Genomic DNA, 13,452 nt, shown 5'->3' with positions numbered 1-13,452 from the left:
ACGGCCAACTCGGAAGGCATTCTACATTGAAAATTCCGAGTTGTAACGCATCCGGGTAAAAAACTTGCCCAAAGGGCCATAACTCTCTAAAAATCAGAGAGTTATCACATATACATACCACCATTTACGTGCAGTGTATCGCCCGTAATATAGGCCGCCGCATCACTCGCCAGGAAAGCCACAACGGCGGCAATTTCTTCCGGCTGACCCAGTCGACCAAGGGCAATCTGACCCAGCATCGCCTGCTTCTGATCCTCGGACAACTCACGGGTCATGTCAGTGTCGATAAAGCCCGGCGCAACCGTGTTAACGGTAATGCCGCGGGAACCCACTTCCTTGGCCAGGGCGCGGGCGAAGCCAGCCACACCGGCTTTGGTCGCCGCGTAGTTGGATTGACCGGCGTTACCCATGGAGCCAACCACCGAGCTGATGTTGATAATGCGACCCCAACGGGCCTTCATCATGCCCCGCAGGCAGGCCTTGCTCAGTCGATAGACGGCGCTGAGGTTGGTATTGATCACGTCAAACCACTCCTCATCACTCATGCGCATCAGCAGGTTGTCTTTGGTAATACCGGCGTTATTAACCAGGATTGCTGGCGCCCCGTATTGATCACCCACCTCTTTCAGCAATGTGGCGACGGAGTCCGCATCCGTAACATTCAACACCTTGCCGCAACCCTCTACACCCTTCCCGGCGAAACGGGCACTGATGGCTTCTGCGCCACCCGCGCTGGTGGCGGTACCGATAACGATGGCACCCTGGGCACCCAGATTATCCGCGATCGCCGCACCAATGCCGCGACTGGCGCCGGTTACCAGCGCCACTTTACCTTTAATACTCATAGTATCCCTATGCCTGTTTGTAAATATTCCGTATCAGGCCAGTGCCGCCAAAGCACTATCCAGATCCGCCGGAGTCTCGGTAGCCTGAGCCGCCAGAGACTTCTCAATTCGACGACAAAGTCCGGAAAGCACCTTGCCAGGACCACACTCAACCACTTGCGCAACACCGGCAGCTACCAGCGCATTGGTACAATCAACCCACAGAACCGGGGTGTAGATCTGCTCAATCATCAATGCCTTGATGCGCTCCGGATCCGCCTCGGTCCTGGCGTTGACGTTATGCACCACCGGCACTTGGGGCGCACTGAAGACTGTAGCATTGATATGCTCGGCCAACTGATCGGCAGCAGGCTTCATGAGAGAGGTATGGAAAGGCGCAGACACCGGCAGCGGCAGCGCGCGCTTGGCACCCGCCTCTTTACAGGCTGCAATCGCACGCTCTACAGCCGGCGCATGACCGGCAATAACCACCTGGCCGGGAGAATTGAAATTCACGGCCGCAACCACCTGGTCACCACTGGCTTCGGCACAGGCCTTATTGATGATCTCATCATCCAGGCCAATGATTGCCGCCATGGCACCCTCACCGGCAGGGACTGCCTGCTGCATAAACTTGCCGCGCAACTGCACCAGCTTGACGGCATCCTCAAACGCCACCACGCCTGAACACACCAGCGCTGACCACTCACCAAGGCTGTGACCCGCCATCAATACAGGCTGGGCACCGCCCTTCTCCTGCCATACACGCCAGAGAGCGACGCTGGCAGTCAACAGCATGGGCTGAGTACGCTCGGTCAGATTGAGCTCTTCCTGGGGGCCCTCCTGGATCAGCTTCCAGAGGTCATAACCCAGGACGGCGGATGCCTGGGAAAAGGTGTCCTGAATAACGGGGTACTGCTCTGCCAGCTCTGCCAGCATGCCCACCTTCTGTGATCCCTGACCGGGGAAAACAAACGCTAATTGCTCATTGGCCATAAAGTAATGTTATCCAATTGGTCTGCTGTCAGCCCGGGCTGTCACGCAAACTGTTATTTATATAGATGAGGGAGTTTCTGTTACCGCAGACTGTCAGTTACCCGCTGATTAATCTGCTGTGGGATTCCGGCGCTGGCCTGCGCCCTGGCGACCTCCATAGCACTGGCAAAACCGGTGCTGTCGGCAGAACCATGGCTTTTCACGACCACCCCCTGCAATCCCACTAAACTCGCGCCATTATAGCGAGCAGGGTCGAATTGTGTATGCCATTTTCGCAACAAAGGCATGGCAAAATAGCCAGCAAGCCTCGTCCAGACACTCTCGGCCGCCGCTTTTTTCATGATTTCGTTTAGCAGGCGAGCCACACCCTCGCTCACCTTGAGAGCCACATTGCCAACAAAACCATCGCAAACCACCACATCCACCACTCCGGCGAAGATGCCATCGCCCTCCACATAACCATGGTAGTTAATGAAAGGGCTGGCCTCCATGAGGGCTGCAGCCTCACGAATTTCGTCGTTACCCTTGGTCTCCTCGGAACCTATATTCAGCAGGCCAACTGTGGGGGAGTCTGCACCAGCCGTAGCGGCCAACACACTGCCCATGAGGCCAAACTGCAGCAGCTGCCGGGCTGAACATTCAACATTGGCACCCAGGTCCAGTACATAGCTGACACCACGACTGGTCGGCACCGGCTTACAGATAGCCGGCCGGTCCACCCCGTCAAAGGTGTCCAGCAGATACTTACCTATGGCCATCAGGGCACCGGTATTGCCGGCACTGACACAGGCGTCAGCACGCCCTTCAGCCACGGCGGCCAATGCTTTCCACATGGAGGATTCACGACGATGTCGCAGCGCAAACGCCGGACGATCGCCCATGGCAACCACATCAGAGGCTTCGAGAAAGGTGATATTCGGGGGGTATTGAGCGGGCAGTACGCCGGGAGCGCCCACCAGGAGGAGTTCCGTTTCCGGATGCTGCTGAGCGAAGCCCAGCGCAGCCGGTAACGTAGAGCGGGGACCCAAGTCCCCGCCCATAAGATCAACTGCGATAGTCAGCCGAGTCGACAAACGAAAAACGCTTGTGGCAATCGGTTACTCGTCGTTGGCCTTCTCGATCACTTTACGGCCCTTGTAGAAGCCGTCTGCAGTCACGTGGTGACGCAGGTGCTTCTCGCCGCTGGTTGGATCTACTGACAAAGTAGGACCAGTCAGCGCGTCGTGAGAGCGACGCATACCACGCTTAGAGCGAGTCTTTCTATTTTGTTGAACAGCCATCGTGTGCTCCTATCTACTCAAAGTTCGTCGGAACCGGGGCGCCTCAGGATTTCGGCGAGCCCTTAAGTTGCTCCAACACTTGAAACGGGTTACTGCTCTTGGCGCCGGTGTCTTCCACCTCTTCGCCAAAGCTGGTCTGCGCAATACAGTCGTGATCGTGGTACGACGCGATTGGCAGCTCCAACAGTAATTCATCTTCGATTATGGCGTAGAGGTCCGCAGGCCCCTCCCCCACAATCAACGGATCCAGTGACTTCACCAGTTGCTTCGCCTTTTCCTCATCCCAGACAATGGCCAGGTTGATATCGGCGTGCAGGGCCACTTCTACCGGCTCCAGACAACGCTGACAGGTTACTTGCACTGAGCAGTCCGCAGTTCCGCGGATGAGTCGATGCCTTTCTTCATCGACTCCGAATTCGAGTACCGCCGCCACTGTCGCCTGGTCACTGTTGAGTGATTCGGCAGCCAGCCGTTCCATACCGGAAACCGGCACATCGCCGGCAAGGTGGATACCCTGCTGAGCGAATTTGCGCACATCGATCATGCGCGGTAAACGGGGATTGGCAGGGGTACTTGACATAAGCGCGCAATTCTAGGGAGTCAGGTGGTCGCTGTCAAAGGAAAAACAGCCATTAAGGTCATGAAATAACAGAAAAAAAACCGCTGGCGCGATAAACTCCGGCGCAGTTATGAGAGAAACGGAATCCGCCGTGCAAATTATCCTCGCATCCAGCTCGAAGTATAAACGACAACTTATTGAAAAGCTTGGAATTAGTATTGTCTGTACCAGCCCGGATATCGATGAGAGCCCTCGCGACGGTGAAACGCCAGTGGCATTGGCCGAGCGTCTCTCCATTGCCAAGGCGCGGGCCCTTGCCGCCACCCACCCCGATCACCTGATCATCGGCTCCGACCAGGTGGCCCATGTCGAGGGCCAGCTGCTGGGAAAACCCGGTAATCACCGGCAGGCCACAGCGCAATTGCTGGCCTGCCGCGGCAAGACCGTGGAGTTTCTCACCGGCCTATGCCTGCTGAACTCCCTCACCGGCGACTACCAGTATCACTGCAGTCCCATTCAGGTTCGCTTCCGACCATTGACAGAGGGCCAGATCGAAAACTACCTGCAGAGGGAGCAACCCTATGACTGCGCTGGCAGCTTTCGCTCTGAAGGACTTGGTATCGCCCTGTTTGAGTCCATTCATGGCGACGACCCCAACGCGCTGATCGGCCTGCCACTGATCGAACTTACCAGAATGTTGTTCAGCCAGGGCATTGATGTCCTGGCTGTCTGAGCACCCGGGGCTGAGCAGAAAAAAGCCAATCTGCGCACCCCGCTGACAGTTTTGCCCACTCCGCAAAAACTGCCCTCTCCTCTCCTTGGAGAAGGCCGCCAAGATTGATTAGAATCCCCGCCCCAGCGAAACACACCACGTCCGGAAGACCATGAGCAAGAACCTCAGCCAAAGTGAATTGAACGTCTTGCAGGAAAACCTCGACCTGTTCAGCGCGGCCGCTCCCGCACCCGCTGCACCCGAGCAGAAAGCCCCGGATACAGCGGCAGCAGCGGAGAGGGCGGCGGCTCCGGAACCTAAGCCTCGCAGGCCAATCATCCAGCGGGACAAGAGCCGCAGCGGCAATCCCCGGCAAGCCACTGCGGCAATCAGGTCGCGCAAACAGGCACCCGCGCAAAAGCAGCAAGAGGCCACATCAGAGACCGCCCCCTGCGACCAGCAGGCCACAGCGATCGGGCCCGCCGCCCCGGCACCCGCAAGCACGACGGCAGCAACTGCCGCCATTGATGGCAGCAGCAACTATTCCGCCAGCGGGCGCCAGATCCTGGGCGTCAGAAGCAGCTCTGCGGTGCAGGCACGGGAGTGGCTGTCCGGGCAAGGGATCAGCATCGAAAACTACGCCATAGAGAAGCGCGACCCGGCTCTGCGCAATCTGGCAGAGGCACTGCTGGACCGTGGAGTGGAATATCGTATAGAGGGGCGCGCCCTGGAGTGGTTTCTGGTCTCCAGCGAGCAGCCAAGCAGCGAGCTACTGTTGCTGCCGGGCGTGGAAGTGGCCTTCAGCGTGGACTGGTTTGAGAGCCGTAAAGCCCATATTCGCCGCCTCAAGGGCGGTGACTATATTGACGCCTGCGGCGCCATCGCCGACCACCTGCCCCTGCGGCAACGACAGCCCGAGACTCCGGCACCGGCCTGACGACACCCCGTCAGGCCACAAGACTACCCGCGCCCGGTGCGGGCCTTCCGGATGTCAGTAGAGCAGCGTATAGATCTTGCGCTGGAACTCCACCGCCAGCGGATCCTTGCCCAACGAGGCCAGGATATCCATATAGGCCTTCTTCGCTGCCCCCTCGTCAAAGTTGAGATCCTTGCGCAGCACCTTCAGCAGCAACTCCAGCGCATCACGGGGCTTACCGTTCTGACTGTATTGAACTGCCAGTGCGTGGGCTACGGCAAGATCATCGGGGTTGGTGGCGTACTGCTGCTCCAGCGCCTTCATCTCGGGTGAAGTAGCAGCCTCCCGCTTAAGCTCCAGCTGGGCCAGGGTCTGCTGGTAAAAGGCATCCTGGTCCACCATCGGCACCTTCTGCAGCATCGCCTCCGCATCATCACAGCGATTCAGGTGCAGATAGACCTGGGCCACACCGATCCCCACCGCGGAGTCCTCGCCGGATTCACGATAGGCCTGCAGCAACAGCTCAAGCGCCGCTGCAAAATTATCCTGCCCCATCAGCACATTGGCTTGCTCGATCAACCCCTGCCACGCCGCAGGCAGGTGTTTATCCAGCACCGCCCGCACTTCAATTTCCGGCAGCGCGCCGCTGAAACCATCCACCGGCTGACCATCAATCATAATCATTACTGTCGGCAAACTGCGCACACCCAGCTGCTGGGCGATGGGCTGCAGCTCGTCCGCATTGACCCGGGCGAGCAAAAATTTACCGGCGTATTCGTTGGCCAGCTTTTCCAGTACCGGCATCAGGCTCTTGCAGGGCTCACACCACTCAGCCCAGAAGTCGATTACCACCGGCCGCTTGCGGGATTCATCAATCAGAATTTGCTGGGCGTTCTGCGCGGTTACATCGACGATATTGCTGTTCATTCCTGACTCCGGGTTGGTAGATACTGCGCAGGCATTGTAGAGCTCGCCACCAGCATTGCAAAGCGAACCTCACAGCGTGTCGTAGACAATGCCAATCCACTTCTCACTGCTGAGGAAGCCGTCTCCCCACTCCTTCTCGTAGGGTGCCAGGGGTTTGGCCGCAATCACCTGCTCCAGGGTCATACCCTTGTCTTTCAGCTGCGCGATTTTTCCCACCGCGGCGGTAAGAAATTGATGAAAACTGCGTAAATCCCCGGGCCTGCCCAAGGGGCCATGGCCGGGGATAATCAACGTATCCGGCTGCAACTGCTCCAGCACAGCAGCAACCCCGCTGATCATACCCGTCGCGCTACCACCGCTGCTGCCATCAATAAACGGATAGAAGCCGTTAAAAAAGAGATCACCGGTGTGCACCGCCACCAATTTGTCGCCCTTATAGAAGAACACCACCGTATCGCCGTCAGTGTGGGCCGGCTGTGGGTGCCAGAGCCTCAGGCGAAAGCCATTCCAGTGCAGCGACAGGGTCTCGGAATAGGTAATCACCGGCAGCGCTGCCGGTGCCGCGGGCGGAATCTCATAACCCAGCGCCCTGATCCTGCCCCCCTGCTCTATTCTTGGCCGCACGTTGTCATGGGCGATAATCAGGCTCCCAGACTCCCCCAGCGCTGCATTATTGCCGGTGTGATCCAGGTGCCAGTGGGTATTGAGAACAAACCGCGGCGCGCCCTCATCTATGGCAGCCAGCGCCTTATCAAGAGCCGCCTCCATACGGGCATAGTCGTTATCGATGACCAGCAGGCCATCCTCACCCTGGAGCACACCAATATTGCCGCCCTCGCCCTGCAGCATGGTGAGCCCTTCCAATACCGGGGTGACCCTGAAGGACTTATCGCCGTCACCGTTTGAATGTGACTGGACTGTCGCCGCCATCAGTGCCAATAGCAAGCCTGCGAGTACCCTGATGGCTACCTGTGTCTGTGGTGTTTTCATTAACGGCCTCCCTGTTTCATATCTTCCCCCTACCGCCAGTTACAGCGATACTCTTTATTTTGCTGTTTTGTTGTCAGACAAGAGTAGCAAATGGGGTTTGCAGTTTCCCCCGCAATCGGGCCTAATCCCCCCGCCAGCAGGAGGTAGCTCACCATGTACGTATTTTCAGCCAGTGCCACAGCCACCAAAGACATCGCTCATCTGCAAAGCGGTCAACAGGGGCTGTTTATCGTCTATATCGACTTCAAGGACCTGTTCGGCGCCGAGAATCTCTGCAAGCTGCGTATCATGCGGGAGGGCTTCCGGGATGTGGTCATTGAGAAGCGACAGTGGCTGACACCGGATAAGTGCCAGGATCCTCGCATCCAGTCTGCGGACAAGGCCCTGACCGAAGCCCTGCAATGCGGCTGGGCGATTCAGCTGTTCGAAGCCTGACGGACAACACAACGCCCGACGCCACCAGCCTTATTTGGCTATAATTCGTGCCGTACGCCACCCACCATACCACTCCGGGGAATTGCCTTGTTCGCACAGTTCAATTTGCACGAGCGCCTGCTGAAAGCTCTCGAACCACTCGAAATCACCGAGCCTACTGACGTACAGAAGGCAGCCATCCCCGCCGCCATGACCGGTAAAGACCTGCTGGTCAGCGCCGAGACAGGCAGCGGCAAGACCGCAGCTTTCCTGCTGCCGGGGCTGCATCGGCTGTTGCAAAAGGACGCACCCAAAGCCGGTACCCGCATGCTGGTTCTCACCCCGACGCGGGAACTGTGCCGGCAGGTTGTGAAACACTGCAAGCAGCTGGGCGCCTTTACCCACCTGCAGGTCAACGCCATTGCCGGCGGCCACGACTTTAAATACCAGAAGGCCATTTTCCGCAAAAACCCGGAGGTCATTGTCGCCACCCCCGGTCGCCTGATTGAGCACCTGGAAAAGGGCTCAGCGGATTTCAGTGACCTGGAAATACTGGTACTGGACGAAGCGGACCGCATGCTGGATATGGGTTTCATGGACGAGGTGAAAACCATCGCCTCTCACTGCAATCCGCAGCGTCAGACCCTGCTGTTTTCCGCCACCCTGGATCACAGCCAGTATTTCGACCAGCAACTACTGCGCGACCCTGAAACCATTGCGCTGGCGAAGCCCCAACAAGCCAGCAGCAACGTCACCCAGCAGATCGTGCTGACCGATGACGAGAAGCACAAAAACAAGGTGCTGTTGAAGCTGCTGGAGACCCAGCCGCACGAGAAGGCAGTCATCTTCACCAACACCAAGGCCCAGGCCAACAAGCTGGCCGGCTGGCTGCGCTACATGAATCTCCCCATTGGTGTATTGCACGGCGACATGGATCAGGACGCCCGCAACGAGGAGATGAATCGTTTGCGTCGCGGCCGCGTCAAGCTATTGGTAGCCACCGATGTCGCCGCCCGCGGGCTTGATGTAAAAGGGATCGAACTGGTAGTTAACTACGATTTCCCCCGCAATGCCGAGGATCTGATTCACCGCTCCGGCCGCAGCGGCCGCGCCGGCGAGAGCGGGCTGGCCATCTCCTTTGTCACCCACCGCGACTGGGACCTGATGTGCCGCCTGCAAAAGGAGCTCGACCAACGCTTTGAGACCCGCAAGGTTGCCGGACTGGAGGCCAAATTCAAGGGGCCGAAAAAAGTCAAAAGTTCCGGCAAGCGCGCCGGTGAGAAGAAACGGGACAAGGCCGATGCCGACAAGGCCAAAGACAAAGAGAAGGTCAAGAAGCGCCACCGCGATACCAAAAACATTGGCAAGCGGCGCCAGCCCAGCGGCACACGGGAAACCAGCCCTGCCACCAATTTCGGTGACGGCTTTGCCCCTGCACCCATCAAAAAGAAGTAACACACCAGAACCACACCGGTAGCACTGCTACCCGTGTGGTTCAGCCTCCCTCCTCCGGTGTCTGGCGCCCTGCCAACCGGCACAGAATTAACATCTTTCCCAATTCAATCTGCGGTATAGCTGACCAGCGACTGCTGCTCGGTGGCAACCGCCTCTTCTGCCTCTTCACGGGTGTGGGTGCGGGCAATCAGCAGGTAGAGGCAAGGCAATACAAACAGCGTAAACAGAGTGCCGATAAACATACCGGCTACCAGGATAATACCAATACTGTTACGCGCCTCGGCGCCAGCGCCACTTACCAGCACCAGCGGGAAGTGACCCAGCACTGTCGCCGCCGTAGTCATCAGCACGGGACGCAGGCGGGTTTCCGCGGCCCCGCGGATCGCTTCCAGTTTACTGAGCCCGGCACTCTGCAGATGGTTGGCAAACTCCACAATCAGGATGCCATTTTTCGCCACCAGTCCCACCAGAGTAATAAACCCGATCTGGGAATAGATGTTGATGGTGGTCCAGCCCAGATACGGGAACAGCAATGCGCCGGTCAAGGCCAGTGGCACCGAGCCCACCAGCACCACCAGCGGGTCACGGAAGCTGTTGAACTGCACCGCCAGTACAAAGTAGACAAACAACAACGCGATACCCAGTGCGCCCACCAGCGTGTTGCCCTCCTGCCGGATCTGGCGTGACTCACCGCCGTAATCGATGGTATAGCCGGGCGGCAGGACATCCCGCGCAATCTCCTCGACGATACTGAGTCCCTGCTCCTTGGTGGTACCCGGCAACACACCGCCATAGATTCGGAATGAGTTTTTCTGCTGGAACTTGCCGTATTGGCGCGGCGTCACGCTTTGCCTGATGGTGGCAATGGCCGACAGCGGCACCAGCTCACCGGCGGGCGTTCGCAACTGCAGGTCCAGCAGCGCCTCCGGCGTGGCCCGGTCCTGCCCCTCCACCATGGGGATTACCCGGTAGGCGCGGCCATCCATATCAAAACGATTAACGTAATTACCCGACATCAATACCGACAACTGGCGACTGACACTGGCCAGGTCCATACCCAGGTCGGCAATCCGCTCACGATCCAGCAGGAACTCCACCTGCGGTGAATCCAGCTTCAGTTCCGTGGAGGAAAACATAAACTTGCCGGTCTGCAAGGTGCGCGACGCGATCTCGTCAGCGTAACCCACCATCTCTCCCGGCGAGTCAGTGGAGAGCACCACCATTTCCACATCAAAGCGCCCGGCGGTGGGCAGCGCGGAAAACAGAATCGGATAGACACGAATGCCGGTCAGTGTCTGTGTTGCCATAAACACCTCCGGCCGCATTGCCACCACATTTTTTTCCCGCTGCGACAAATCCTCCAGAATCAAACCACCGAAACCGGCATTGGGTCTGAGGATCTGCCAGACGTATTTGGCCCCGGGCACCTGCATCAACTTTTCAACCCCGTCATGCATATAGTCGACGGTGTAATCGATAGACGCGTTGGGCGGCGACTCGATAAACAGGTTGATAGAGCCCTGATCCTCGATCGGTGCCAGCTCCTTCATGGAGAAAAGGTAGAACGGGACCGCCAGTAAGGTGACGAACAAGCCTGCCACCAATACCTGCGTTCGCCAGCTGAGGATGTGCAACAGCAGGCGACCATAGAAACGGTGCAGGAAGTCGAACCTGTCATTGACCCATCGGGTCATGGGCACCTCACGCCCCGCCTCCTGATTGGCGTAGGCACTCATCACCGGTGACAGGGTCAACGCCACCACACCTGAGATCAGCACCGCCACTGACAGGGTAAAAGCAAATTCCTTGAACAGCATGCCGGTCAGCCCCGACAGCAACCCGATGGGGGCATAAACCGCAGCAAGGGTTATGGTCATACCGATAATGGGAGACATCAATTGGCGTGAGCTGGCCAGCGCTGCCTGGGTGCGACTCATTCCTTCGCGCATATAGCGGGCAACGTTTTCCACCACCACAATGGCATCATCCACCACCAGCCCCACCGACAGCACGATGGCGAGAATGGTAAGCAGGTTAAGGGAAAAGCCCATCACGGTGATAACCGCCACGGCACCCAGCAGCGAAATGGGAATAGTCACCAGCGGCACCAATGCCGTGCGCACCGATCCCATCAGGGCCAACACCACGATGCCTACCAACACAATGGTCTCCGCCAGGGTGGTGAAAATCTCGCGGATGGCATCTCGCATATAGAGGGTGCCGTCGTAACCGATGTGTACCCGCATCCCCTCCGGCAGGGCTTTGTTAATCTCCTCCAATTGCCGGTAAACGGCATCACCGATTTCCAGCTCGTTGGCGCCTGGCAACGGCCAGATGGACAGGTAGACGGCGATATTCTGGCTGTGACGGGCGGTGACCTCGCCCTCATCCTCCCCCAGCTCCACCCGGGCAACATCGCGCAGGTAAACCAGGCCATCCGGTGTCTCCCGCACCACCAGGGATTCAAAGTCTGCCACGGTCTGCATGGTGGTATTGGCCAGCAGACTGTAGCGCTGTTTGCCGTTCTCGCTCACGCCCATGGTGGCAATAATGTTGTTACCTGCCAGGGCCGCCTGGATATCCTGCGAGCTGACATTGAACTCCGCCATCTTCAGTGGATCGATCCATACCCGCATGGCAGGATCGCGCCCACCTTCAATGCCCACCCGCTGTACGCCAGGAATGGAAGAAAGAATCGGGGTAACGTGACGGGACATATAGTCTGTCACTTCTGCCCTGCTGAAATTGGTGGTCAACACATCCAGGTAGAAGACTGCGCCCTGGCGATCTGCCCTCTGCACCCGGATATTGGGATCTTCCGCACCCGCCGGTAACTGGTAGCGGATCTGCCCCAGACGCGAGGTCAGTTCCGCCAGCGCCGAGGTGGAATTCTCATTTAACTTCAGCCATACGGTTACCGTGCTGTGACCGGGAATGGTGGTGGAATCCACATAGTCAACGCCGGGCACCGTGACCGCCACCCGTTCGATGGGTTCGGTGACAAAACCCTTCACAGTGTCTGCCGAAGCCCCCAGATACGGGGTGCTGATCACCAGCGAAGAACTCTCCATCTGCGGGTATTGCAGGGTAGGAATCGATTGGGCTGCCTTGAGACCTGCCAGCACCAGGGCGACACACAGCACCACCGCCAGGATCGGCCGGGTGACAAAGATATCCATCAGGTTGGGACGACCTTCCCGCCCGCTCATGGCGCTGCGCCCTCAACCTTTGCCGCCTGTCCCGGCTGCGGACGCTCACGCACGTAGGTCAGGATATCCGGTAACAGTTTAAAGGAGCCCCTGGCAGCCACCAGTTCGCCGGCACGCAACCCGGAGACCACAGTGACACTCTCCTCTCCCCTTTCTCCCACCAGGACAGTGCGCTGCCGCGCACGCCAGGCGTCAGTGTGCTCGCTGTCGGGCTCAAGTACATAGACATAGGTGCGCTGGGGTTCAAATGAGAGTGCCGTGCGTGGCACCGTCACCGCTTCGATGGAACCGAGCTCCACCTTCACCCGCACTACCGAGTTAACCGGCACCGGCAAGTCACCATCAAGGCGGGCACGCAAGGTTACGTTGCGGGACGAGGCCGAAGCCACACTGTCTCTGGCAATCACTTCTGCACTGCGACTCTCCGCCACTCCGGGCAGTTCAACCTCCACCCGGCTGCCGATCTGCACCTGCGCCTGGGAGACAGGCAGATGAAAATCCACCCAGTGGTAATCCGTAATCCCCAGCAGGGTGACAATTTCGGTATCGCTCTTCAGGTACTCGCCCACTTCAAACTCGTGCAGACCAACAATGGCATCAAACGGCGCCCGCAGACTCTTCTTGGCAATGATCGCCTGCAGTGCCATAACATCCGCCTGGGCAATGGCAAAATTGGCTTCCGCCTGGTCCACAGTCTCTTCGCTGACTGTTTTTTGCTTGCTCAACCGCTTTACCCGATCGAGGTCCACGCGAGCCAGGTTGACACGGGCCTGGGCGGCCTGCAGACGCGCCTGCTCTTCGCTGACATCCAGTTGCACCAGCAGATCGCCCTGTTTAACCCGCGCACCCGGTACGGCTTTGACGGCAGCGATACGACCGGCTACTTCACTGCGAAGCTGCAGGGATAGTGGCGCGACAATCTCACCAATACTGGTGACGGTTTGTGGCAGCCGCTGCACCCTGGCCTCCACCGCCTCTACACTCTCCGAAGGCTCCGGAAAAGATTTTCCGTAAGCGATCATGGCCTGTATCTGCAGGTATTTATATAGGCCAAGACCGCTGACCAGCAGCAGACAAGCAGCACCAGTGATCAACCAGCGAGTTGGGGTTTTCATCAGAAGCATCCGTATTCTGTGTACAAAAAAGGAATTTGCACAAAATGAACAGGAT

13 protein-coding genes are annotated in these 13,452 nt (G+C 58.2%); 4 read left to right on the top strand and 9 right to left on the bottom strand.

Annotation, left to right across the window (positions count from 1 at the left end; translation table 11 throughout):
- Window positions 1-104: 104 nt before the first annotated feature.
- The 5 genes from fabG to GSF27_RS02245 form a co-directional block, all read right to left on the bottom strand.
- A complete protein-coding gene (gene fabG / locus GSF27_RS02265) occupies window positions 105-845 on the bottom strand; it encodes a 3-oxoacyl-ACP reductase FabG (protein WP_160965283.1) in 741 nt (246 codons plus the stop codon).
- Between the two features lie 33 nt (window positions 846-878).
- Entirely contained in the window at window positions 879-1,820 is a 942-nt protein-coding gene (fabD, locus tag GSF27_RS02260) for an ACP S-malonyltransferase (RefSeq protein WP_160965281.1), read from the bottom strand.
- Window positions 1,821-1,900: 80 nt separating this feature from the next.
- Entirely contained in the window at window positions 1,901-2,893 is a 993-nt protein-coding gene (plsX, locus tag GSF27_RS02255) for a phosphate acyltransferase PlsX (protein ID WP_160965279.1), read from the bottom strand.
- Window positions 2,894-2,917: 24 nt separating this feature from the next.
- On the bottom strand, window positions 2,918-3,100 hold the full coding sequence (gene rpmF / locus GSF27_RS02250; RefSeq protein ID WP_160965277.1) for a 50S ribosomal protein L32: 183 nt from the start codon (window positions 3,098-3,100) through the stop codon (window positions 2,918-2,920).
- Window positions 3,101-3,143: 43 nt separating this feature from the next.
- A complete protein-coding gene (locus GSF27_RS02245) occupies window positions 3,144-3,680 on the bottom strand; it encodes a YceD family protein (protein WP_160965275.1) in 537 nt (178 codons plus the stop codon).
- A 130-nt stretch (window positions 3,681-3,810) separates the two neighbouring features.
- On the opposite strand from GSF27_RS02245, the gene GSF27_RS02240 reads away from it, so the two are divergent.
- Window positions 3,811-4,392: a nucleoside triphosphate pyrophosphatase gene (locus tag GSF27_RS02240; protein WP_370462549.1), complete on the top strand. Its 582-nt coding sequence runs from the start codon at window positions 3,811-3,813 to the stop codon at window positions 4,390-4,392.
- Window positions 4,393-4,543: 151 nt separating this feature from the next.
- Window positions 4,544-5,308: a hypothetical protein gene (locus tag GSF27_RS02235; protein WP_160965271.1), complete on the top strand. Its 765-nt coding sequence runs from the start codon at window positions 4,544-4,546 to the stop codon at window positions 5,306-5,308.
- 54 nt (window positions 5,309-5,362) lie between these two features.
- Here GSF27_RS02235 and GSF27_RS02230 read toward each other — a convergent pair whose 3' ends face one another.
- Window positions 5,363-6,214 carry a co-chaperone YbbN gene (locus GSF27_RS02230; RefSeq protein ID WP_160965269.1) on the bottom strand — a complete coding sequence of 284 codons (852 nt, stop codon included), beginning with the start codon at window positions 6,212-6,214 and terminating at the stop codon, window positions 5,363-5,365.
- Window positions 6,215-6,283: 69 nt separating this feature from the next.
- The gene (locus GSF27_RS02225; protein ID WP_160965267.1) at window positions 6,284-7,204 is read right to left on the bottom strand and encodes an MBL fold metallo-hydrolase; all 921 of its coding nucleotides are present in this window, start codon (window positions 7,202-7,204) and stop codon (window positions 6,284-6,286) included.
- A 153-nt stretch (window positions 7,205-7,357) separates the two neighbouring features.
- Between GSF27_RS02225 and GSF27_RS02220 the strand changes: the two genes are divergently transcribed.
- Together GSF27_RS02220 and GSF27_RS02215 are read left to right on the top strand one after the other, a co-directional pair.
- The gene (locus tag GSF27_RS02220; protein WP_160965265.1) at window positions 7,358-7,639 is read left to right on the top strand and encodes a hypothetical protein; all 282 of its coding nucleotides are present in this window, start codon (window positions 7,358-7,360) and stop codon (window positions 7,637-7,639) included.
- An 87-nt stretch (window positions 7,640-7,726) separates the two neighbouring features.
- The gene (locus GSF27_RS02215; protein ID WP_202410238.1) at window positions 7,727-9,073 is read left to right on the top strand and encodes a DEAD/DEAH box helicase; all 1,347 of its coding nucleotides are present in this window, start codon (window positions 7,727-7,729) and stop codon (window positions 9,071-9,073) included.
- Between the two features lie 104 nt (window positions 9,074-9,177).
- Here the strand turns inward: GSF27_RS02215 and GSF27_RS02210 are convergent, their stop codons facing one another.
- Complete coding sequence (locus GSF27_RS02210) at window positions 9,178-12,282, bottom strand: efflux RND transporter permease subunit (protein ID WP_160965263.1); 3,105 nt, start codon at window positions 12,280-12,282, stop codon at window positions 9,178-9,180.
- Window positions 12,279-13,397, bottom strand: coding sequence for an efflux RND transporter periplasmic adaptor subunit (locus tag GSF27_RS02205; RefSeq protein ID WP_160965261.1), 1,119 nt, complete (start codon window positions 13,395-13,397; stop codon window positions 12,279-12,281). The genes GSF27_RS02210 and GSF27_RS02205 overlap by 4 nt, the downstream gene beginning before the upstream one ends.
- Between the last annotated feature and the right edge of the window lie 55 nt (window positions 13,398-13,452).

Origin of the sequence: Pseudomaricurvus sp. HS19 (genome assembly GCF_009857815.1) — a bacterium.
In the GTDB taxonomy this organism is placed as follows: domain Bacteria; phylum Pseudomonadota; class Gammaproteobacteria; order Pseudomonadales; family Cellvibrionaceae; genus Pseudomaricurvus.
The sequence above is the reverse complement of the archived record's forward strand: the minus strand, read 5'-3'. Positions and strand labels throughout refer to the sequence as shown.